Origin of the sequence: Cytobacillus sp. FSL W8-0315 (genome assembly GCF_038002905.1) — a bacterium.
GTDB lineage: Bacteria > Bacillota > Bacilli > Bacillales > Cytobacillaceae > Cytobacillus > Cytobacillus pseudoceanisediminis.
In genome coordinates this window covers 2,893,241-2,916,407 of sequence record NZ_JBBOOC010000001.1, presented here as the reverse complement: position 1 = coordinate 2,916,407, position 23,167 = coordinate 2,893,241, and the positions used below count along the sequence as shown (strand labels likewise).

The window sequence follows — 23,167 nt, the reverse complement described above, 5'->3', positions numbered from 1 at the left end:
ACACTTTGATAAAAGCTAAAGCTGCAAACCTGCATTGATAAATAAAAAAATCCGGCTTTCATATATGAAAACCGGAGTAAATTGACTTTAATGATGAAGCCCATTAGGTAAGCACCCTCATTGATTACACTCTAGTACTTTCTGTTTCCGGGCTTAGTGATACATCTTCTCTTTGCCTGCTGGCTCTGGACCATTGCCAGCAAAAGATGAATATGAGAATAATGTCAATCGCGTCCCCGCCATAATACATGATCATGCCTCCAATTTCAGCCTGACCTGCGGATACACCAGCAGGCGGATGAGCATAAATGTATTTTGAAAGAATCCCATGTCCTGCCAAAGCAGAAACGAATACAAGTGCACGGTACAAAAAAGGAATACGGTGAGGGATCGGATCAAAATAAATCATTGATACTGTAAATAAATAACCTGCCAGGAATACATGGAAATGAACAATTAGGTGAATAAGAATACTCTCGTGCATAAACGAGTAAAGTGAGGTCGTGTATAATAACCAAAGCCCCCCTATATTAAGAAAGGATGCTATAATGGGATGATTTAAGATTCGCGAAATCCTACTCTTCAGAACCCTTGAAAGCCTTCTTGCTAGAGGAACACTTAGCGTTCGCAGCACAAGCGTCATTGGCGATGCAAGTGCCATGAGCAACGGTGCAAGCATGCCTAAAAACAAATGACTGAACATATGTGCCGAGAAATCTGTATGGGCACGGGCAGCAAGGGGGCCTGCTACGGATGTAACAGCGAAAAATACGCCAAAAATCCAGCAAACAGTCCGGTATACCGGCCACGGCTTGTGATTCCTGCTGGAGACGAATACGGCAAGAATATATAAAATTAAAGCCAGCACAAACGGAAATGCAGTGAGTATTTGAGGGATTAGATCAGCTGCAGGAGCTCCGTCAGTATGATGCATATGATTATTGTTCATGGGGGACAGCCTTTTCAGGTTGCTGTTTCCTGTTTGTACGAATAACAAGGATCAGACCGATTATGATCATTAATGCAGCTAATGCATTCCATATAAGATCGTAAATAAATACATTCTCTACATAGCGAATCTGATGTATCCGCATTAATTTGTGCTGGATCGTACCATCATATAACTGGAAACCGCCAGCACCCAGCAGCTTCCCTCCCCACCACCGCTTGAAGCACAATGCATTTCGCCGACGAAGATCGGCAAAAATAAACAAGCCTCCAATTGTCGCAAACCAGCTGAAAGCATGAAAAAGCCCGTCGGAGATAAGTCCAATATCCGTAGTAGATTTGTCATAAAAATGATGCCAGCGCAGCAGCTGGTGAAAAATTGTCTCATCTATAAAGGCAGCAAACCCAATGCCAAACAGCACACCAGACCACAGATTGCGGGCTGAGCTGGCAGGATGGTTTGATTTAGCTGTAGGATTATGTTCAGCAGCCATAACCTTATTCCTCCATTCGTGTCCTGACGATACATTATTTCTAGTGTTCACCCATCATTCTAACCAGTATGATCATACATTACTCGAACTCATCACCTTTTATGAGCCATCTGTATGGTTTTATATACCCGCATTTTAAGATGAACTATCAGGCAGTCATGTTTATTTACGTTTTTTCATTGAATCATCTTTATCCGGTTCCAGTCCAATTCCTTTATCAGGCCAAACGAAAAATACGCGTGTCTTGATAAACGCGTCTTTTAATCAGATAAAAGATTTCTCCCTTTCTTTTTCATCCTCGAATTGTTATTTCTTTACTTCCTCTGCTTAAACATTATTTTTTCTTCAAAAAGATATTGAAACCAATATAATAAAAATGCTTTAAAAAAGAAATAAAGAAAAAACTGAAAATTATTAAAACGCACTAGCGTATAGTATCTTACTTTTTTTGCAAAAAAGGTAAATGGATATGCAAAGATAGCGTGTATTATGGCATTGATAAAAATATATTTCCTAAAGTTCCCGTATGCTGACTTTAGTGTCCAGATTGAGGTAAAAATAAAAGGACCAATATCAAAAGGCATTTCACCAAAAAGATTAGATTTTGGCTTATTGTAAAAAGCCCAGTATTTTTTCTTCTTTCCGATTCGTGCATGCAGGATCTCTAAAATACCAATCAGGAGTGTTGAAGGAAAAAATCTTTTTATATTGCCGCTGCCTAGAAGCGGTAATGACAACCATGATAGCAGCACCATTAGAATATTAAGTATCCATTGCTTTCTTAATGACATATTAGTACCCTCTCTTTTTAATTAGGGTTCTTTTTTAAAAAGATAATATACGTGATTACCAAGAAGTCCTTTAAAAAATAAATGAATTTTTTTCTGAAGTGGACGTTTCCAAAAGAACTTCCTTCAGCTCAAAAATCATAGTAAAGGAGCTTAGAATTTCTAAACATGCAAGTGCTGCTAAGCATGGATATGTGTAACTTAGGGATAGGACAACAGCGCTATTGTTTCTGGCGCACAGATACTTATTAGAAGCAGATTTAAGCAAAAAAAATAAGCCCCTCTGAATTTTTCAGGAAGGGCTTATTAGTTTCCATTTACAAATCAAAAATAATCCCCATAATCGAGTAAATAATAACCGTCGAAAACAGGACTGTCATATGAACTAGCGAAAAGATAAACAGGGATTTCGCCCATTTCTCCGGATCCATACGCTTATAGCCGTAAACACTTATGCCCAGCCAAATAATCCCCAGCAGCAGGGCAACCAGCATAAGGCCAATGCTTAAGGAACCTAACAGAAAACTGATCCCGATCAGAATGATCAAATAAATATTTGTCTGGATATACGTTCTTCTGACCCCTTTTACAACGGGCAGCATCGGAACGTTTGCTGCTTTATATTCATCATGCTTCCGAATAGCAATCGCATAGAAGTGCGGCATTTGCCAAATGACAGTGATGATAAATAAACCAAGGATCGCAGGATGCGTGATATCCGGATGGATGGCAGCCCAGCCAATCAGCGGAGGCATCGCACCGGAAATGCTTCCGATTTCCGTATTGTAAATGGTTCTTCTCTTGCTCCACATCGTATAAGGAACCACATAAAAAAACAGCCCCAAAAACCCAAGGAAGCCCGCCAAAGGAGTCGTGAAGGCAAGAGCGAGGATTCCAAAAACAGACATGAGGGCACCAAGCCATAAAACCTGTTGTGGCTTGATTTCCCCTGTGACAGTTGGTCTGCTTTGGGTCCGCTTCATAATCGAGTCGATGTCACGGTCATATAAATTATTAAAAGCCCCGGCTGCCCCCATTACCAGGCTTGAGCCAATAAAGGCAAGTAAAATCTCAGGCAGCTTTTCCAAAAGGCCGAAGTCATAGGTATATAAGGCCAATGTTAATCCTGCAAACATCGGGATCAGGTTTGATTTTATAATCCCTGTCTTGACTGTCAGTGCGAGGATCTTTGATAAAGGCCGTCCCTGCATTTTCAGGGTTGCTTCCTCTTTCATGATCGATCTATTCCCCTTTTATTGATTATCTCTCTTCTCTATCTAAAAAAATACTAATTAGATAAACAGTATACACTTATTATAACAGGAGTTGCCACTTAATGATTTCTGAAAAATCACTGTGCTGAAATGCTGATGACAAATTGAAAAGAGAACCTTGCTCAGGTGCATAGTTCTCTTTGTCCATTCTACCATTATTCACATTGTAAAGGGGCTTATAATCGTGACAGCTTTGTATCACTTTACTGGATAAGCCGTCTAAAAAATAATTCCGCCGTCTCCAGCTCCAATTTCTTGACGTTGTACCATTTGAATATAAGACTCCTTTTCAAAGGTATGGATATACCTGCTTAATTTATAATAGCCAATATCGTTGATCGTATAGAACACGACTGTCGGTTTTCCTTTTTGATAGAAGAAATGAGGATTCAGAATAGCGGGAATTTCTTTGAGTTCATCCCATGGGTGAATGAAATTCAAGTAATCTTCTATGCTTGAATCTGCATCCGGATCGTCTATTTCAGAAAGCATTTCTTCTTTGTAATCATCCGTAAACGGCAATAGCCGATCCTGTCCCCAGGAACAGCCATGCCACATAGCCCCAAATTCATGAAGTTCATGCCATGCAATCGCTGCCTGCAGATAAGATAATGGAGATCTGTCACCCTCAATCGCCCCCATAAAATCAGCCAGGGCAATTTCAGGCTTTGGCGGACCAAGAAACATTTCATCCAAACGGTCACAGAAATCAGGATGAGGAAGTTCCTCTGAAGCTGGAATCGCCCAGACAATTCCATTGCCGTTTCCTCCGCTGAAATATTGATATCCTCTAAGCTTGTATTCTTTCTTTATCTTTAATTGAGAGAAGCCATGAATAATGTCTTCTGGATTTTCAGCCGAAATGCTCCAGCCGGCTGGCGGTTCAATTCGGTCATCTGCAGCATTCACCAGTAGATTAGGTCTAGTCGCTGAGGCTGTGAAAATGGTCAGGTTTTTCATGTTTGATTATCTCCCTTTAATTTGATGTTATCCTCTTTGTTCTTAATTATATTATGCAGGCCTATTAAATTTTCAAATGGGTGGATCAGGAAAACTAAAACACCTGCCCTTTTTGTCCTGTACGGTACAAGAAGGTCAGGTGCTGATTTTGGAAAATATTATTTAGATGAAGCAGTGAAGAATAGTATTCATAAATTTAATTGAATTGTGAGGAATCCTAAGGACACAATGATCCAAAACTATGCATCAATCTCCGGCTCTATACCCGCCATAAAGCTTTTTACCTCACTTCCATATTTCCTGCTTACTTCAGCACGGTCCTCCGAATTATATGCTTCCACTAATTTTGGGTATAGCTTTTCGTTCGTAACCATCAGCATAAGGGAACTTTTTTCGATCTCCAGCAGTACTTCCTTTGGACTTAAATTATAAGTCTTTGCAAAAGCTTTGAGGTAACCTTCTAATGGAATGTCTGAAGAAAGGTCTTTTAATTGTTCAAGTGCCAATGCTTCCACCTCTTGTTCAGCAGCTTTTATGTCATATTTTACTTCGGCATATTCGATACTGGCATTTTCCAATTGAATCTTTTCCCTGGCATTCTTTATCAGTGCCTTTTTCGTTAATTCCGGCTTATGATCCATTTCCCTGCTTGCTATTCCTTTTACCACCCATCTTAGAAGTTCCTTGTCCTTTATTTCATAACTCTCCGCTTTCTTGATTGCCTTTACATAAATCTTCTCGTAATCTTCAACCTTAAACTCTTCCCCGTTCATCTTGGTTTCTTCCTTCACCTTTCCCACTCCAGCGGATTCCATTCCTGGCCTTATAAATCTGTCTGCAATAAAAAGAGTGATGAGAATGGCGAAAATAATCAGCAAATTTCTTTTCATAATCTGTTTAGACCCCTAACAATGTTAAATTTTTACTTTTCATTAATTCGACACTTTTTCTCACTTCCCTTTAAAACAGTAAAATTGAGACTTCCATCCGGCAAAAAGATTGCCAAAGCTCAAAAAACCCCTCTTAATTTACTAAGAAGGGTTTTCCAGCAGTTCCATTGATTAATTCAATTTACTTTTCCAAGGGTTTTCACAGAGTAATGGTCCAAATTTCGTTTTCACCATCATTGTGTCTGAACCACTTGCATACTCCGCTAAAGAAAACGAACCCGCTGGCGTTTCAGCCTGTATATCGACTCTTGCAGGGCAGCTCTTCATTACATTCATTATCTCTGCTGCTGTATGAATTGGGATCGGCTCTGGAGCACGCAGTATAAGATCAAGATCGCTCTCCGCTGTTACAGTCACGTTCCCGGTGGCCAGTTCAAACCCGGCACTTCCCCCTGGCCCCCATACCAGTTTATGTTTTGCCAATATCTCACTTGCTATGGTAAGAGATAAGAATACAGGTGATGGCTTATTTTCCCAAAGAGTTCTTGCTGTTAAATCTTCAGGCCTGATATGGGAAATGATCGCATCTGCTGGCATAAAGGCACCGAATCTTTCATTCCTTGCCTTCCCCCTAATCCCTACAGCAATCTGCCCTTTCGGAGCATGTGCCCTCCGGACAACCACATAGGGTGCCATGTTCAGTGCTTGAATCGCCCAGTCCGGAATTGGTGTATGGCTTATGAGATGTTTTGCGTCAATCTTCAATAAGTCGTGCGGCTCGATTACCATTGGTCCGCCAGCATCTTTCTGACCAAAATGGAAGCGGATCTTCCTCCTTCTTTGGCAAAATCGGAGGAAAGCCTGCTGCTTAAATCACGCGGACAATTTTGGATGTCCTTGATTGCTGCCTGTATTCTGTTAAAGATTACATCACGGTCAGCTTCCCCTGGTGCATCAGCATTTAGATCGGAAATCAATTCATGGAGCGCCCCCAATTTTTCAAATGACCGGATATCATAAGCCATTGACGGCACTTTTTTGGTTGCTTCTTCAAGTTCTTCAATGGTTCTCTGCGTGATTCTTGCAGCAGATTTTTTGGACATCACATGGACATTGACCCCTTCATCATCCAAGGCAATTAATCGGTTCGCCTGCAATCCATGTGATAAAAATGCACCTGAAATAGCCTTTCCCGGAATAAAAGCAATGACCGGATGGCCGGACAATCTTGCTGTTGCATAGGCATCTGCAGCTGCAGCACATGCCTGATGGATTCCCAAAAGCTCTTCACGGTACCCGTAAGCCTGGCTTGGAACATCAACAACCGCTACAATTGCGCGTTTTTCTTCCTTATATTTATCTTCTTCGATTGCATCACGGACATGCTTGGCGATCATCCATCCCTGCTCCAGGCCAAATTCACCAGAACGTGCTCGAGGGAACCGGCTTGATTCATCCGGCACAACTGCCAGGAAGCGAACTGATACATCGCCGATTTTTGAATCGGAACATAAAACCGAAGGAACTGCACTGATGTTTTGGCTGCCGGCAGACAAAAGGTTAAACCATCTATGCCCCCTGCTTTTGATTTTCACAACATGATTCTTACTATCACTATCATCCTCTTCTGAATGATAATAGTCAGTTTCTGCCCACAAATCTTGAACTTTCTGAGGAGTGAGCACGGCAGAAGTATTTATAGAGCGAAGAAAAGCAAGATACCTTTCAACTTGTGAGCTTCTTGGCTTTTCCACAGGTCCCTGCAGGATGGCAGACAATATGGCTTTTCTGAAAGCGGCGATGTCATCCTCAGCCTCAATATCGGCAAAACCTGAAGCCACCCTTTGTCTGCCTCCAATCGTGCCCCAAATATGCTTGCGGTCAGTTGAATCAAACTCCTGTATCCCCGCTTCCTGCTCGATTACCTCTGGCCCATTTAATCCAAGCCGGCCTTCACGGGTAATGATTAACGTACTGCATAATCCTGCGTTAATGGACATCCCGCCAAAAGCGCCAATTTTCCCGGGAATGACTCCTATAACAGGCACGTATTCCCTTAATGCCACGATCGCTGCGCCTATTTCGGCAATGGATAAGAGTCCGTAGTTAGCTTCCTGGAGTCTGACACCCCCTGTATCAAAGATAAAAATAGGATAGATAGTATGGCCGGCCTTATTTTCAACAAGTGCCATCTCTAAAGCACCAGCTATCTTCGCACCGGAAACTTCTCCAATACCGCCTCCCTGAAAGCTGCCTTCTATGGAGATGACGACTGCCGGCCTCCCCTCTATTTTTCCTTTGCCAACCACAACCCCATCATCACTTTGGGGAACAATGCCCTGCGGTTCCAGGTGGGGGGATTCAAGACCTTCAAATGGTCCCAAAAGCTCCCTGAATGTGCCTTCATCCATAAGCACTCTTGCACGCTCTCTGCCTCCGCACTCTACAAAGCTATTTTTTAATGTATCCAGCATTTCTGCCCACCTCCAATGCTTGTGAGAGCCTTAATGATACAACGCCCGGAGTTGCCCCAAAATCATTGATCTTAATGTTTGCTGAAATAGCATGATGGCTGAAAAACCGTTCTAATACCTTTTCCCATATTTGATTGAAGCCTGTTGTACCAGTACGGACTGTTACATCTGCATATCCCTGGTCGGATGGCTCCATTAAAATCTCCAGGTCGCCTGATCCTACAACTCCCACATGGGCATTTGATTCAAGCATTTGAGTTGCAGGAAAGCGAAAGTTCAATTTCTCCATTCGGCAGCTCTCCTTCTGCTAAATTTTTAAAGCTTCTAATCTCCTAAACTCGCTTTTCGCATTCTGATCCAGATAATCCAGGAAAATGGCAGCGGCAAGCAAATCAGCGCTTCCACCCGGTGATACATTCATGCTGCATAACAATTGATCCAATTGTTCTAACAGCTGCCATCCTTTGTCGGCAGAAACCCCTCCTGCCAGTACTATTTCCTTTGCATGAGCCTTTGTGATTTCGAGGGCTTCTGCACCTCCCCTATGCATAATACATGTGTCATTTAGCTCTGCCATCAGTGCGATAAGTACGTTTAGCCTGCAAAAATTCTCCTTCAGACCTCTTTCTCTTGATTCTTCAAGAACTGGCAACGCTATCTGTCTGATATGGGGAAAACCTTGCTCGGCCTCTCCCCTTGCTCCGTCCACTCCAAACCTTGCTTTAACCCGGCTGCCATTTGTATTACCGGCAGGCAGGTTTCGATCTTTATATAGAGCTAGCCTTCCTGCCTGAACGGCTACCTCTTTGCCCGGGCTTTTCCCCAGGTCCATTGCAGCACTTGAAACGAGCAGCCCTAATGCCCATATCGCTCCTTTATGGGTATTTACTCCACCCGTAGCCAGGAACATCTCCTGTTCACCCCGCCTGCCAATCATGGCGATCTCTTCGCGCAGCTCCTGAGAAGGGGTCCGGTTAAAGCTTGTTTCAGCGATTACCCTGAATGTATCCTTAAGTGCAATAGCTGACCGAATCATTGTGTTTAATGACATATCTCTATGCGAGCCGGAGCTTTTCTTATCGACCAGTCCTGGTTTTGGCGTCAGCTCAGCCTCTTCAATGAGTGATTGTACGGCCAGCTTTCCAAGATATAGGCTGTAAGATTCTAAGTCTTTCATTGTTTCCAATCAGCCCCTTTACCAGCTTCTAAATTTGGCAGGCGGTTCATATAACCCTTCTGACCATTCCACAAGCTCCTCAACATTTTTGGCAGCCAGCAGGGATCGTTTTGCATCGGTCCTTCTAATTCCGAGATCCTCCGGAAGAGCGATTAATCCTTCTCTTCTTAATTTTTCCGTCGCCTTTACATCATGCTTCAGGCCAAGTGGGGTCACACCGGCAATGGCTGCGATGGCCTGCCTCCGCTCCTCCATGCTATCCGTTTTATATAGATAGGCAATGCCCTCCTCGGTGACTATATGTGTCACATCATGCCCATAAATCATGACAGGCGCTGTTTCAAGGCCTATATCTGCTTTAGCTCCTACAGCATCCAGCGATTCAACAAATACAGGTTTATTTCCGTTTTGGAAGGTTTCAACTACCTGAACAACCAATTTTCTTCCGCGTGCAAGCGGGTCAGTGTCCGTCATCATGTCAAGCCACGCTTGAGAGGAATGGCGCCTTCCTCCCGGATCATGTCCCATGTTCGGCGCTCCCCCAAAGCCGGCAAGCCGTCCTCTCGTTACAGTTGAAGAATTTCCAGCCTCGTCGATCTGAAGGCTCGAGCCTACAAATAGATCAACAGCATATTGTCCTGCAAGCTGGCAAAGTGTCCGGTTTGAGCGCAAGCTTCCATCATGACCGGTAAAAAACACATCACGCCGGGCAGCGACGTATTTTTCCATGCCTACTTCTCCGCCAAAACAATGGATACTCTCTACCCATCCGCTTTCAATGGCCGGAATGAGTGTAGGATGAGGATTCAAAGCCCAATGCCTGCAAATTTTCCCCTTCAAGCCTAAGGATTCACCGTAGGTAGGGAGAAGCAGTTCAATCGCGGCAGTATTATAGCCTATCCCGTGATTCAGAGATTTCACTCCGTGCTTTTCATAGATTCCCCTTATGATCATCATGGCCTGCAGAATCTGAATATCTGTAATATGGCGAGGGTCACGTGTGAATAGCGGCTCAAGCTGATAAGGCTTGTCAGCAACAACGACAAAATCAATCCAGGAGCCTGGAATGTCTACGCGAGGCAATTCATCAGCCAGTTCATTCACCTGTGCAATGACAATTCCGCTGCTGAAGCCTGCCGCTTCAACAAGTGTCGGTGTTTCCTCCGTATTGGGGCCAGTATATAAGTTGCCTTCTGAATCAGCTTTATCCGCGGCCACTAAAGCCACTGAAGGAATCAAATCAATGAAGAGCCTTCCATATAACTCTACATATGTATGAATCTCTCCCATTGTCAGCTTCCCATCTTCAAGCATTTGCGCCATCCTGAGACTTTGCGGGCCGGCATATGAGAAGTCCACTTTGCTGGCAATGCCATACTCAAATATATCGAGATGTTCAGGTCGGGAAATGCTGGACATGATCATGTGCAAATCGAATAATTTTTTCGGATCAGCCTGAGCAAGAGCAGCTGAAAGGAAGGATGCCTGCTTTTGATTGTTCCCTTCAAGCACCACCCGATCGCCCGGCATAATCAGTGTTTCGAGAGCCTCGACAATTTGGCTGGTTGGAATAATTCGATTGCTGGTGATGCCTTTCATTCTCTCTAATCGTTTTTGCTTGGCTTCAAAACGTGTATTCCAGGATCGCTGTTTGGCAGCCTGCATGATAAAATTCCCCTCTCTATTAAAATATTTTAAGAACAAAATCTCTTTGCCAGGAAAAGGCAATTATCTAACCCATTTTCATCCACGGAGACAGAGCGGGCACCAGGCAGAGTTCTTTTATTTAATGTGGTCAGGACATTCCCTGGAGACATCTCAATCAAAAGCCTTGTGCCATGCTCACAAAGCAAAGAGCTGATTTCATACCAGCGGACCGGATGCGAAACATTATAAGCGAGGTCTTCTCGAATTTGCTCCGGATCCCTTAATAGCCTTGCTGTCCGATTTGCGGCATATGGGATAAAAGGGGCACGGATATGGACAGAAGCAAGCTTGTCATATAAAGAATCACCGACTGATTTCAGCAAAGGACAATGGGATGGCACACTTACATTCAGAAGCTCGGCCGTCCTTGCGCCTCGTTGGCCGGCTTGATCAAGAACCTTCTTGATGCCCGGAATGGAGCCGGATATGGTTACCTGGTCTGCTGCATTAATATTCGAGGGATATACCGGATTCTCGTCTGAAGAAATGGCAGCAGTGATTTCATATACAATCCTGGCATCAAAACCAGTAATCACCCCCATCCCATAGCCCGATGGAAAAGCCTGCTCCATCAGCTCTCCTCTCAGCTTTACAATCTCCAAAGCATCGGTAAAACTCATCGCCCCGCACATAACGGCAGCTCCAAAGGCTCCGGCTGAATGACCTGCAGCAAAATCCGGCCTCACCCCTTCCGCTTTAAATGCTTTTGATACAGCCACTGACGCAATAAGCAAAGACAATTGAACTGAAACAGTGGACTTTAGGGCTTTGTCAGTATCGAGATTTAAGACATTTTCCCCTATTACATCTCTTGCTTCCTGCAGAACTTCAAGAGCGGCTGGGTGGTCCGGCAGGCTGTGCAGCATACCATTTTTTTGGGAGCCCTGGCCGGGAAATACGAATGCAAGCTTCATTCCATTCCCTCCCGCTTGCCCATCTTTCGTTTCATGCTGGCTATTACATCCTGATTATGCCTTGTGAGCAATTCTGCTGCCTCGTCTAATTTTCCATCTTTTAAAAGGCCAATTAATAGATCATGTTCACGCACTGACTTTTCAATATTTCCCTGGCTGGCAAATGAAAGACTCTGTATTCTCAGCAATGGCCATCCAAGCCGGGAATACATGGTCTTGATCGTTTCACTTTTGCTCATTTCTATAAGTGCCGTATGAAAAGAGTGGTTCAGCTGCGTGTACTGATGAACATCCGTAACATCGTTCATCTTGTCTAGAAGCGCTTTCATTTTTTTCAGCTCATGCTGATCGATTCCGTTTCTGCGGATTCTATCCATAGCCATTGATTCCAGCATGATACGAATTTCCAGCAAATCATAAATTTCGTTTTCCGTGTAATCCTTAACGATGGCTCCTTTACGGGGTATCCTTTCCACAAGCCCTTCAATCGAAAGCAAGTATATGGCCTCTCTTACTGGTGCACGGCTTGTTCCATACTCTTCGGCATAAATATGCTCTATCAATTTATCCCCAGGAACCAGTTCTCCCTTTATGATTTGTTCGGTGATATGCTCCGCTATATGATTTGATAATGCATTTTGATTAAATTTATCCGCTTTCATGACATTGTCTCCTTTAGTGTAAAAATGTTTGGTCGACTGTCGATTTTAATTATAACGTTACATTTTCAATAATTCAATATTTTGAGAAAATTTTAAAAATTAATTGACTTCGTCTTTTCATTCGTTTTATGATGGGTTCTAGGAATACAGTCGACTGTAGATTATAAAAATGCAAACGCTTACTTTTCTGCGATCTTTGATTACCGGCCCCTAAGTTCAGTCAGATTAATAGATTCTATGCTTCTCTGTTCCTTAGCTCAGTGCAAAAATATTAAAGGAGAGATGAGATGGTTATTTACGGGGTTGCTTTATTATCTATCTGTTTATTATCTGGTGTATTTTTGGGAGATCTTCTTGGAAACATTCTGGGAATAGACGCAAATGTCGGCGGTGTAGGCATTGCCATGCTGATGTTAATCCTTCTGGCTGAATACTTAAAGAAGAAAGATAAATTAAAGGCTCCGACACAGGAAGGGTTGTCGTTCTGGAGCGCCATGTATATTCCCATCGTTATTGCCATGTCAGCTCAGCAAAATGTGATTGCAGCTCTGGACGGAGGACCTCTTGCCCTAACCGCGGGAGTTGCTGCAGTTCTGATCAGCTGGGCGATCGTACCTATTCTAAGCAAGGGCGGCAATACAGACGAAACGCTGGAAAATGAAATGACGGGAGGGGATCAGCGTGTTAGAAATATTTGGTAATGCACTCACGGACAATGGCCTTATCGTTGCTTTCACTGTGGTAGGATTAACAATGTTCGTCTCTTATTTCCTCTCTGATAAACTGACAAAAGGCAGAATACACGGTTCAGCCATAGCCATAGCTCTTGGATTGGTGCTCGCCTATATTGGCGGAATGGTAACCGGCGGTGAAAAAGGCCTTTCTGACATCGGCATTTTCGCTGGAATCGGATTGATGGGCGGAGGCATGCTCCGTGACTTTGCCATTGTGGCCACTGCCTTTGGCGCCAATTTCAGTGAAATCAAAAAAGCCGGTGTAAATGGCGTTGTTTCCCTCTTTTTGGGTGTTGTCCTCTCCTTTATAATCGGAGTTGGAATTGCCCTGGCATTTGGATATACAGACGCGGTCAGCCTTACAACAATTGGTGCCGGCACTGCAACATACATAGTTGGGCCTGTAACAGGAACGGCGATTGGAGCCAGCTCTGAAGTCATTACTCTCAGTATCGCAGCGGGTTTAGTAAAATCCATTCTTACGATGATCGGAACACCTTTTGTCGCAAAGTATATTGGCCTTAATAACCCCCGCACGGCAATGGTTTACGGAGGGCTTATGGGAACGACAAGCGGAGTTGCCGGCGGATTGGCTGCTACCGATCCAAAGCTGGTGCCATATGGAGCGGTTACGGCAACCTTTTACACGGGACTGGGCTGTCTGATGGCACCATCTGTGTTATTTTTAATGACAAAAGCTGTGTTCGGTTAAATACATTAAATCAGTAAAAGCGGCATTATGCCGCTTTTTTCTGCTGTAATGGGCGCCTGCCCCCAGTTTATCGGAACAGGCTCCAGCTTCTACTTATCCTTTTTCCTTGTGATAAAGTAATTCCTCTTCCCTTTTTCAACGGTGTAGGTACTCGTTGTTCTTTCCATAATAAAGCTGAAGGTGTTGACCGTGCGTTTGGATATTCTTGATTCCAGCTTCTCTGTCCGATCATATTTGTATGTAAGATCTTTTTCAGCAGCATTCAGCTTAAAGCAATGTCCGCCGCTCACATAAACGTTTGATAGATCATGATTTTCAGGCAAGATGGCTTCTACATGATGAAGAGCAAACCACACACACTCCTCCTGCCCCGGCGAAGTATGAGGAAACCAATACATGTTAATCTCTCCTGGAATTCGTACAGGCACTGCCTTGCATGGGCCAAGAATGGCTCTCGAACCGCTGATGGCCCCATTCAAGTCAAAGCCATAATACTTGAGGCTTTCATCAATAATCTCGACGGGTTTCATATCTACCTTAAACGTATAGTCACCTTCCAAAATAAGACTGTGGCATTCCCCATTATCATTAAACTGAGCTCTAATCGATTTCGTTTCAGGAACAATAATATATCTCCTTATTTGCGTTGCTTCCATCGTTAGTAAAAGCCTCCTTTTAATTTAACTATTTAAAAAATGAAATTTAAGGAGTATACTAACTTATGAGCTGGTATACTCCATCTCACTGAGACTCTCAGGCTTTCGTCTGCCAGGACCTGCCTGAGGGTTTTTATTTTGCTTACAAATTACTCACCTCCTTTGAGACTTCAGCTGAGTGATCAATACCTTTTCACCAGATTGATACAGGACCCTTAGTTTCTTGCTGATGAACGAAAATTTGTAATACCCCTCTTCCCGAGGTCTATTATAGGCATTTTGTCTGATTATTGTAAATTATTTTTTTTTGATAAACTATGTCATTATCACTACTTTTTCTTAATTTTATTTATTTAGGCTGTTTCTATACTATTGACAAACTGTGAAAGAAAAAATATAATGTGCACTTAAATTATCTGGATTCAAAATATGACTGTTATTTGTGATGCATGTCACAAATAACACCTATCCTTTCATTTTTTAGCCATTGCCAGAAAAGTCTTGGATGAAGAAAAGAAATTTATTTTCTAATTTCGAATATTTTGTGAACTTCTTCCGTAAAACAAGTTGAGAATGAACAGAGATTCCATCTGGTCCGGCTCAATGATTTATAAATTCTAAAAAAAACACGTGCCCTATCTTAACAAGGCACGCATTTTTCATTTGCTTTTTAAGATTCTTCCCCTGTCTCTTCCATTGCATCCGGATAAATGATCTCATCAAATACCTCGCCTGTCGCCGCATCCTTAACCAAGATCTTTACTTCGTATTCCTCAGGATTCACCCCGTTGAATAGCTGATAAAACATTCCGGATAGTCCAAGTCCAAACACGGCAAATCCATCAAAGCTGTTTTCATAAGCTTCTCTTTCTACTTCTAAAGTAAACTCTGAATAGTCCTTGTTGTGCGAAACGGCTTTTACAGACGGATAATCTTCACCATTCTTCGTATCCGCAATGGTTTTTTGCAGCTCAGTTTCCATCTCCTTCATCATTTCCTTATGCTTACTCTTAGACATTTTATAAGTCGCTGAACCGTCATCATTCCTGGTGACTTTAATGCCTTCCTTTTCGGCCTCTGCAATGGAGCTATCCATATCTTCACCTTCGAACATGGAAGCTGGCAGCGTTACCTCTACATTTAACAGACCTTTATCCACTTTGACAGACTCGTTTTCATCTTCACTCTTCTTATCAGCTTCTTTTGGCGTTTCCTCCGTTCCTGTATCCTTTGTTTCCTCACTGCTGCATCCTGTGATGAACAAAAAGGCTGCCAATATCACCAGGCCTAAAAAGTGCTTGCTTCTCATAATTTTTTCCCCCTGTTATTAAAATTCTCTTGTTGAATACCAGTTAGTTGGTATATTCATATCTTATCAGGGAGGGGTATCAAAAAATCGGAATGGTTCTTGAATAATAGCTATGTTCATAAATAGTAAGTTTTACACTGATGGAATCATAGCAGATATTTTTGCTTTTTAGCGCATAAACATCAGTAACGAGCAGCAGAAAAGAGGGAGAGCCATGTCCTTTATCGGATTTGAACTTATAGCCAAAAGAGCATGGACCGTTTTGCCAGGCCACACTTTTTCAATGTCCGTCCTATGGAACAAAAAAAAAATTCCTTCATCCATCGGAAGAGACATCTTTCATGAAACTGGACTGATTCTCCCTGATAAAAGAATTGCAGCTACAGGGAGGATACACCATCTATCTGAAAATACAATCAATCACTATGAACCTTTACAAACAGCACCTTGTAAGCTTATTTGCCGGCCTGACTTTCTCCTGGATGATCTTAAAATTGAACTACTTGCGCAGAAGAAAGGGATTATGGAACCCTTTCATCAAACGGCCGTTCTTTTCTTATGGAGCGAGGAAAACAATCTTTTAAGCAAAACAGAGCTCCACCTGGATCCCCAATCAATTGAAAGGAACCCTCCAGATCAATATTTTATCGATCTATCTTTTTTACTGGGTAAAATTTAGACCTTATATTCAATCCTTAAAGCCATTTTTTCACCTTCACTCCGAGCATTAAACCAATATCGGTGTTAAGTAATAAACAATTAAAAAGGCTGTCAATATACGCATAACGATTCCTAATACAGCTGCTCCCAATGCTTCTTTTTCACTGAGGTCAGAATTAGCTGCCCAAATAACCGGGATTTGACCAAAGATTGTTGACAGGGGTAATCCCGATGACGCCAGCACGAAAGATCCAATCACCAAGCGCGGGTCCAAAGAGCCCGCAACTTCTGATAACTGGGCCATTGCAAGCGCCGGACTAGCCAAAATTGAAAGAATACCAGTCTCCGGGTGAATATTTAGAGCTAACAATACTGCTGATAAGCCGGACTCAAATTTTGACCAAATTCCGATATAGTCCAAAACGCCAATAGCAGCAAACACCACAGCGGCAGCCGGAATAATGAGAAGGAATAAAAGCTCTGCTCCCTCCCTGGCTGCATTAAATAATGTTGGAAGAAATCCAGTATTGGGTGTGAATTGAGGCAGCTTTGCAATTTGGACAGCTCTTGTATCCCGATAAATGGTTTTAGATAGCAGAAACGGGACAACAATGACAGGCATGAAAACAGCTAACACAACGACTACAAAGGCATTGGCCCCTACAGCCGTTAATGCAACCATGCCTAACATAAATGTAGCAAAGGATTGCTGAGATTGAACCATGGTTGCTACCGCTATTTTCTGCTCTGCTTTTGTTGCTCCCGAACGGATCAAAATCGGTCCGGCAATTTTTCCGGCAGCATTTATATCACCAAGAATATTATAAATACTCGGAATAATAACAGCTGAATTTACTTTCATCAGCTTTGTAACAGGGATAAATATCCGAATTAACGCGTCCGTAAATCCCAGCCTTTCCAGTACCCGGCCTAAAATGACACTAACAATAATGGAAACTCCTACCGTGCCGGTTAAAAATATCTCTACGATAACCGGGAAAACCTGATCGACAATGGAAGTAAATAACCCGGCTAATGTTCCTGGAGAGATTAACAATACCAACAGTGAGGCTATTACTAAACCAAGACCTACTACTTCGATTTGTGTCCATTTTCTGGTTAATGGTATCGGGGTACCAGTCTCTTCTATTTCTATATTTTTTTGTACTAAGGATTTAACCTCGCTCATCTACCTGCACTCCTTTTCTATAGTGTATGGACAGCCGTTTTTTTCAATAGATAACCAGCAGCCATTTCTTCTGCATATTTCTTTAAATGAGGTGATCCCATTTCATTTATGGACATGCTTGTCACACGTTCCCGGAAAACAACGACTTCAACACCAGGCAGCAGTCTGTCTAAGGCATAAGCTAAAGGTAAACCATTTTCGAGTATTTCTAACACATGACAGTTCCCAATAATAAAATTAACTCCTAACTCCTTAGCCGTTTCAATCAGGGGATGTCCATCATAAACCCGGCTAATGGAAGCGAGAACAGTGTCAGCTTCCGGGTGTTCTTTGATGACTTGCCGCAAATGATCAGGGGAAAATCCCGTATGCGGGAAAATGTGCACAATATTGTTCACAGGGCTGGTTTCTTCTCCAACAACAATTCTCCCGCGCGTCACTGTACTTGTTTCAATCAGAGATGAAGCAGTGCGAAGCTCCTTTTCAGTATGTAATAGATCATCTTCGTCCTGCAGACCCATATATTTATCTAACCGGGTTAAAATATCTCCGAGAGTGTTCACCTCTGGGATTACTTTTCCCACATATAAAATATTTCCGTGTACTCCTCCATAAGAAACCTCTGTCCGGTATACCTGATGGCCGTGCAAAAATGGGATGCCAGGATGTAAACCGTGGAAAGCTTCATGCAATTCAAATGCAGCTACGTTATATAAATCCAGATAGTTTTTCAAAATAACACCACCTGAATTAGCCGCTTCAGCTATCGGATGATGAGCAACAATGGCATCGACACCAGTAGCTCCGGCAAGTTCGATACTTCCTTCTGTCATTGTCATAGCAACGGCTATTTTTTTTACTTCTTTTTTCATGTCACCATAGACAAGACCAGGCGTTTCGATAATCTCTTTTCCGGGAATGTTGGAAGACTTCATGAGGACAAAGGGATGCTCCCCTCTCGTTATATCATTTAGTGATTTAATCACTCTTCCTCCTGTAAGGTCATCCAGCGCAATCAATACATCTTCTACTGTTTTCATAATGTTGCTGCCTCCTCTATTTTTTTATAAAAAAAACCGTCAGCACAAATCAAACAGACGCTAGTCTGAAAGATTGTACTGACGGTTTTTATGCACTCTTAAGAGTTCAATGGACCAGTCATCTTTATATAGTTACCTGGAAATATAGGCACTTGTATCCCGATCAAGGGTAATGATAGTACCTGAAAGTTCAGTAACGGGATCATAGTCTTTTAAAATAGAAAGTACCTTCATTCCATATTTTTCTTCCAGGACATTCCTTAAGTGTTCCTTATAACTATCAATGATGGCAATGTCAGTCATTCGGGTTACAAAGCGATTAATCTCGTCCAAATGTTTAAGAGAAGGAATTCTCTTATGATAGGCGAAAATTAATATCTTATCCCCCAAAAAGTCGATTCTTTGACTTTTGACACCAATGTTAAACAAAAGAAGGTTAATATTGTTATAGTCCTTGATAAGTTCCTGTTTAAATGGGCCAGCAGTCCAACTCATTTACTCACACCATCTTTTTGAAATTTCAGAATCATTCGATAAATAGAATTTATCATAGTTAAAACTATCTGTAAAGTGTTTATATTAAAAATATAATTTACTAGATAAAATTTGCATCATTAAAACTCTTCCTTCAGAAACTACTCATTCCGCTATCATTTCCAGGTTATTATTTGTATACTTCATGAGAACTTTTCCCCTGATTACAACCATCTTTATACTTTCTAAATTACTCAGGCACTCAAGCGGATTTTCTTTAAGTAAAATCAGATTTGCCCTGTAGCCCTCTTTAATTTGCCCAACGTCATGTCCTAAAATTTTTCCGGCATTTACTGTTGCTGTTTTTAGCACCTCTTTCGCATCAGGAATCATTTCATTCATGGTATACAATTCATCCAGCAGCGCCCGGTGAGATGTACATGGTGAACCCGCATCTGAACCCGCCCCAATTACGATATTCCGGTTAAAGTAGGATTCAAATGCATTCCGATGAATGCTGACGATTTCCTCTGCTTTGTCTCTTGCATAAGAAGGGATCCCTTCCTGAGTAGCAATTTGCTTATAAACGAACAATGTTGGAATCCAGGCGGTATTCCGTTCTTCCATTAAGGCAACTAGTTCATCATCCAGAAAATGGCCATGCTCAATCGTATCGACTCCCGCAAGTATCGAATTATGTATTCCATCACGGCCAATCGCATGGGACGCAACTTTGAGACCAAAACGATGCGCCTCATTACAGATGACTTCCTGCTCTTCCAGGCTAAGTTCCGCATTGCCGACCTGTTCCCCTTCTATTCTTCCGTAGACCCCGCCAGTAGAACTTACTTTAATCACTTCAGCACCTTTAAAAATTTGTTCTCGCACACCTTTTAGCGCCTCTTCCTTCCCATCGACAAATCTCGCCCAGAACGGATCATGCCCGCCTGTCATGGTTAATGTTTTTCCGCTGGCTATGACATCAGGACCTGAAATGAGCCCCCTTTTGATCCCTTTTGCCACATGCAGAGCAATATCATCAATGGAGCCAATGTCCCTGACAGTTGTTATTCCGTGATGGAGATAGGTTTGACAATTGGCAACAGCCCTTATCAGCATCTGCTCATAGCCTTCTGTTTCGGAAGTTTGAACCGGATTCAATGAACCGTCCCACATCATATGAATATGTAAATCTATCAAACCTGGAGCTAGAAACCCTCCATTTCCATCGATGACTTTCACGGTGGCCGGCAGTTGGGATTCAGGGATAATATCTTTTATCAACCCATCCTTTATCAAAAGAGCTAAACCCTTCTTACATTCCAATTCTTCACCAAATAATAGCTGCACATTCGAAATTACAAACTCCATCACATGTTCCTCCTATCACTTTTAAAAGGAAGAAGTACAATACTTCTCCCTTTCTCGTTTGATATATGATTTAGAAAAGCAGCGACTCCATATCACACGGATATTCTGTAATTAATCGGCATCCATCAGATGTAATAAGAACAGTATCAGAGTGTCTAAAACCGCCAACCCCAGGTATATAAATCCCGGGTTCAATCGAGAATGCCATTCCTTCCTCTACCACATCATGATGGTCATAACGCAAAAATGGCTGCTCATGAGCTGATACACCTATTCCATGTCCGGTACGGTGAATCGCATATTTTTCCAGTCCCGCTTTTTCAAACACTTCACGGGCAATACCATCTACCTCTGAAAACTTTACACCTGGCTTAATAAAATCAATCGCACGCTGCTGCGCTTCTATAGCAGCTTGAAAAGCCTTTTCCTGTTGGGATGTTGGCTTCCCGACAATCACGGTTCTCTCTAATTCAGCACGATATCCATTTAGCCCAACCTGTCTGCTGTGAATAATGACATCTCCCGCTTCAATTTTTCTTGTGTTGGAAAAGACGTGCGGCATGATGCTTCGTTTTAATCCTGAAGGCGACATAACCACAACATCAATAACTGAATCAGGATATTGGGCCGCAGTTGCTTCAAACAGGGCCGAATTTCCCGCTGCATCTATTTCCATTTCTGTAGTTCCCGCTTGAATTTGCGCTAATGACTTGCTTACTGCCAGGTTCACTAATTGTCCGGCCTGCTCCAGCATGTGAATTTCTTCTTCATCCTTGATAAATCGCATTTGATAAATGAATTGCCCGACATCAACTACCTGATAGCCTGATTTCTGAAGATAGAGAAGAACCTCACCCGGAATAAACGCTATATCCACACCAATTTTTGATGAGTCAGGACTCTGTTTTACCAATGCACTTATATGCTCCATATGCGATGTCTCATCCCTGCCAGCATCAGGATGCTCATAATAGACCAGCACATCATCTGCATGTGAATGTTCCATTGCATGGGTTTCTTCAAGGCCAGGAACAATCATGGCTGTCTTTTCCTGTAAATGAAAGATGATGGGCCGTGAATAAATTAAAGCTTTAAAATTCGTTAAATAAAATTGATGGTCAGGATTAAAGACAAATACAGCAGAAATGGCTTGTTCTTTCATATACTCTTTTAATCGATTGATTCGTTTCGTTGAATTCACGCTTTCCAACTCCTTTTAAAATACTTTTAGCTTGTATGATCTGTCGTAAGGTCTGCTGATACATTTTTATTTCTGGTTGCCAGGCTGACAATAATGAGTGTTAAAACGGACAATGGCAAGGCAAACAGCACACTATTCCAATCTAAAGGCCGGTCAAGACCGATTTCCCAGATCATAGTTGCAGAACCACCCACAATCATGGAGCTGATGACGCCTGCTTTTGTCGCATTCTTCCATAATACGGTTGCAAGGATGGCGGGAGTAAGAGATGCGCCATACATCGTATAGGAATACATTTGGATGGCCAGGACACTTGGGAAAAATTGCCCTAATACATAAGCAAGGACCCCTAAAATCACGACAATGACACGGTTGTACCATAGAAGTTTACTTTCTGATAGCTTCCTTTTGCTTGAACGCTGTATTAAGTCACTTACGATATTTCCTGATGCTGATAACAGGTAAGAAGTAGCTGTTGTGATAATAAAAGCAACGGCTGAACAAAGAATAAGCAGTCCGATTACAAGGGGTACACCATCGATCGCAAGGGATAAAATGGCTGTATCGGGTTTTATGTCCGGAAAAAGCACAATGGAGGTAGTTGCTAAGATGATGGTTAAACTAATGACAAACACACTGCCAACAAAAAAACCGATCGTGGATTTTCTGGCTACATTCGGATCTTTTGCAGCGGAAAATCGCTGGTACATGTTTTGATCACCCAAAACGAGTAAAAACAATGGCAGGAAGAAGCCGAGAAGCTGAGGAAATGATAAACCGCCATTCCAGGTCTTATTCATTTCAGGCAAAGATAGAGATAATCCTTCAAATCCCCCAACAGCATTCAATGCAAAGGGAACCCCGAAAAGAAAGCCAATGATAATGAGAATGGCACTAAGTGCATCCGTATACGCAACTGAAAATAGACCGCCGCTTACGGTTAAAAAGATAACCAGTGCACACATAATAATGGCTCCAACTTCCAATGGAATGCCGGTAGTTAACTGCAGCACATAGGCTCCGCCTGTAAACTGATAAGCTGTTATTCCGACAAAGGCAAAGATGATAATAACGGATGATATATAAAGTGCTGTTTTTCCAAAGCGCCGTTCCAAAAGATCCGGTACTGTATAGATTTCAATCTGGCGGATTTTAGAAGCTATAAAATACAGAATGATCGCTCCAACAATTCCGCCTGACAGATTAAAAATAGCGGCAAACGGTCCGTATTGGTAAATAAAGCTTGCTCCGCCGACGACAGTTCCAGAGCCGACAAACGTTGCAAGAAGAGTACCCATGACAACGAATAGAGGCAGGCTTCGTCCTGCAACCATGAAATCATCACTGTTTTTCACCGATTTTTTTGCGAAATACACACCAATCAGCGCCATCAGGATCAGATAAAGAATGACTGCAACTAAATAAGTGTTCAATAAGCTCACTCCTTTTACTATTTTTATATAAGGCTGTGTGGAAGCTTAAAACAGATTTTATCCTGGAACAGAGAACCATGTTTCCTATTTAATGGTATCC

The 23,167-nt window shown here is 42.4% G+C and carries 24 protein-coding genes; 3 read left to right on the top strand and 21 right to left on the bottom strand.

What is annotated here, in order from left to right:
- Window positions 1-124 precede the first annotated feature (124 nt).
- From MKY20_RS14985 to MKY20_RS14925, 13 genes are all read right to left on the bottom strand, one after another.
- Window positions 125-949 carry a cytochrome c oxidase assembly protein gene (locus MKY20_RS14985; protein ID WP_341001795.1) on the bottom strand — a complete coding sequence of 275 codons (825 nt, stop codon included), beginning with the start codon at window positions 947-949 and terminating at the stop codon, window positions 125-127.
- On the bottom strand, window positions 939-1,442 hold the full coding sequence (locus MKY20_RS14980) for a DUF2243 domain-containing protein (protein ID WP_252245052.1): 504 nt from the start codon (window positions 1,440-1,442) through the stop codon (window positions 939-941). Before MKY20_RS14980 ends, MKY20_RS14985 begins: the two co-directional genes overlap by 11 nt.
- A 314-nt stretch (window positions 1,443-1,756) precedes the next feature.
- A complete protein-coding gene (locus MKY20_RS14975; RefSeq protein ID WP_341001792.1) occupies window positions 1,757-2,233 on the bottom strand; it encodes a hypothetical protein in 477 nt (158 codons plus the stop codon).
- 314 nt (window positions 2,234-2,547) lie between these two features.
- Window positions 2,548-3,465, bottom strand: a complete 918-nt coding sequence (gene cyoE / locus MKY20_RS14970; RefSeq protein ID WP_009333927.1) for a heme o synthase — start codon at window positions 3,463-3,465, stop codon at window positions 2,548-2,550.
- A gap of 258 nt (window positions 3,466-3,723) precedes the next feature.
- A complete protein-coding gene (locus tag MKY20_RS14965; RefSeq protein WP_284521836.1) occupies window positions 3,724-4,464 on the bottom strand; it encodes a hypothetical protein in 741 nt (246 codons plus the stop codon).
- A gap of 239 nt (window positions 4,465-4,703) precedes the next feature.
- Entirely contained in the window at window positions 4,704-5,354 is a 651-nt protein-coding gene (locus tag MKY20_RS14960; protein ID WP_009333925.1) for a hypothetical protein, read from the bottom strand.
- Window positions 5,355-5,525: 171 nt separating this feature from the next.
- A complete protein-coding gene (locus MKY20_RS14955; RefSeq protein ID WP_341001788.1) occupies window positions 5,526-6,143 on the bottom strand; it encodes a malonate decarboxylase holo-ACP synthase in 618 nt (205 codons plus the stop codon).
- Window positions 6,137-7,828, bottom strand: coding sequence for a biotin-independent malonate decarboxylase subunit beta (mdcD, locus tag MKY20_RS14950; RefSeq protein WP_009333923.1), 1,692 nt, complete (start codon window positions 7,826-7,828; stop codon window positions 6,137-6,139). The genes MKY20_RS14955 and mdcD overlap by 7 nt, the downstream gene beginning before the upstream one ends.
- A complete protein-coding gene (locus MKY20_RS14945) occupies window positions 7,806-8,117 on the bottom strand; it encodes a malonate decarboxylase subunit delta (protein WP_009333922.1) in 312 nt (103 codons plus the stop codon). Before MKY20_RS14945 ends, mdcD begins: the two co-directional genes overlap by 23 nt.
- 18 nt (window positions 8,118-8,135) lie before the next feature.
- Window positions 8,136-9,005, bottom strand: coding sequence for a triphosphoribosyl-dephospho-CoA synthase (locus MKY20_RS14940; protein WP_341001783.1), 870 nt, complete (start codon window positions 9,003-9,005; stop codon window positions 8,136-8,138).
- A gap of 18 nt (window positions 9,006-9,023) precedes the next feature.
- Window positions 9,024-10,670, bottom strand: a complete 1,647-nt coding sequence (mdcA, locus tag MKY20_RS14935; protein WP_252245055.1) for a malonate decarboxylase subunit alpha — start codon at window positions 10,668-10,670, stop codon at window positions 9,024-9,026.
- A 29-nt stretch (window positions 10,671-10,699) separates the two neighbouring features.
- Window positions 10,700-11,626, bottom strand: a complete 927-nt coding sequence (gene mdcH, locus MKY20_RS14930) for a malonate decarboxylase subunit epsilon (RefSeq protein WP_256815154.1) — start codon at window positions 11,624-11,626, stop codon at window positions 10,700-10,702.
- Window positions 11,623-12,288: a GntR family transcriptional regulator gene (locus MKY20_RS14925; RefSeq protein WP_341001778.1), complete on the bottom strand. Its 666-nt coding sequence runs from the start codon at window positions 12,286-12,288 to the stop codon at window positions 11,623-11,625. Before MKY20_RS14925 ends, mdcH begins: the two co-directional genes overlap by 4 nt.
- A 287-nt stretch (window positions 12,289-12,575) precedes the next feature.
- On the opposite strand from MKY20_RS14925, the gene madL reads away from it, so the two are divergent.
- Both madL and madM read left to right on the top strand, forming a co-directional pair.
- Window positions 12,576-12,989, top strand: coding sequence for a malonate transporter subunit MadL (madL, locus tag MKY20_RS14920; protein ID WP_341001776.1), 414 nt, complete (start codon window positions 12,576-12,578; stop codon window positions 12,987-12,989).
- Window positions 12,970-13,734: a malonate transporter subunit MadM gene (gene madM, locus MKY20_RS14915; protein WP_341001774.1), complete on the top strand. Its 765-nt coding sequence runs from the start codon at window positions 12,970-12,972 to the stop codon at window positions 13,732-13,734. The genes madL and madM overlap by 20 nt, the downstream gene beginning before the upstream one ends.
- Before the next feature lie 89 nt (window positions 13,735-13,823).
- Here the strand turns inward: madM and MKY20_RS14910 are convergent, their stop codons facing one another.
- Both MKY20_RS14910 and MKY20_RS14905 read right to left on the bottom strand, forming a co-directional pair.
- On the bottom strand, window positions 13,824-14,390 hold the full coding sequence (locus tag MKY20_RS14910) for a competence protein ComK (RefSeq protein WP_284521830.1): 567 nt from the start codon (window positions 14,388-14,390) through the stop codon (window positions 13,824-13,826).
- A 670-nt stretch (window positions 14,391-15,060) separates the two neighbouring features.
- Window positions 15,061-15,699 (bottom strand): hypothetical protein, encoded by a 639-nt coding sequence (locus MKY20_RS14905; protein ID WP_341001770.1) that lies wholly within the window; start codon window positions 15,697-15,699, stop codon window positions 15,061-15,063.
- Window positions 15,700-15,913: 214 nt separating this feature from the next.
- On the opposite strand from MKY20_RS14905, the gene MKY20_RS14900 reads away from it, so the two are divergent.
- Window positions 15,914-16,378, top strand: coding sequence for a hypothetical protein (locus MKY20_RS14900; RefSeq protein WP_341001768.1), 465 nt, complete (start codon window positions 15,914-15,916; stop codon window positions 16,376-16,378).
- A gap of 48 nt (window positions 16,379-16,426) precedes the next feature.
- Here the strand turns inward: MKY20_RS14900 and MKY20_RS14895 are convergent, their stop codons facing one another.
- The 6 genes from MKY20_RS14895 to MKY20_RS14870 form a co-directional block, all read right to left on the bottom strand.
- Window positions 16,427-17,548: a hypothetical protein gene (locus tag MKY20_RS14895; RefSeq protein WP_341001766.1), complete on the bottom strand. Its 1,122-nt coding sequence runs from the start codon at window positions 17,546-17,548 to the stop codon at window positions 16,427-16,429.
- Window positions 17,549-17,565: 17 nt separating this feature from the next.
- The gene (locus MKY20_RS14890; protein WP_256815147.1) at window positions 17,566-18,588 is read right to left on the bottom strand and encodes a Nif3-like dinuclear metal center hexameric protein; all 1,023 of its coding nucleotides are present in this window, start codon (window positions 18,586-18,588) and stop codon (window positions 17,566-17,568) included.
- Between the two features lie 132 nt (window positions 18,589-18,720).
- Window positions 18,721-19,083, bottom strand: coding sequence for a Na-translocating system protein MpsC family protein (locus MKY20_RS14885; RefSeq protein ID WP_009333910.1), 363 nt, complete (start codon window positions 19,081-19,083; stop codon window positions 18,721-18,723).
- A 144-nt stretch (window positions 19,084-19,227) separates the two neighbouring features.
- Window positions 19,228-20,433 carry a metal-dependent hydrolase family protein gene (locus tag MKY20_RS14880; RefSeq protein WP_217031846.1) on the bottom strand — a complete coding sequence of 402 codons (1,206 nt, stop codon included), beginning with the start codon at window positions 20,431-20,433 and terminating at the stop codon, window positions 19,228-19,230.
- Window positions 20,434-20,503: 70 nt separating this feature from the next.
- Entirely contained in the window at window positions 20,504-21,634 is a 1,131-nt protein-coding gene (locus MKY20_RS14875; RefSeq protein ID WP_341001757.1) for a M24 family metallopeptidase, read from the bottom strand.
- 26 nt (window positions 21,635-21,660) lie between these two features.
- Complete coding sequence (locus tag MKY20_RS14870) at window positions 21,661-23,076, bottom strand: sodium:solute symporter family protein (RefSeq protein ID WP_232292501.1); 1,416 nt, start codon at window positions 23,074-23,076, stop codon at window positions 21,661-21,663.
- Between the last annotated feature and the right edge of the window lie 91 nt (window positions 23,077-23,167).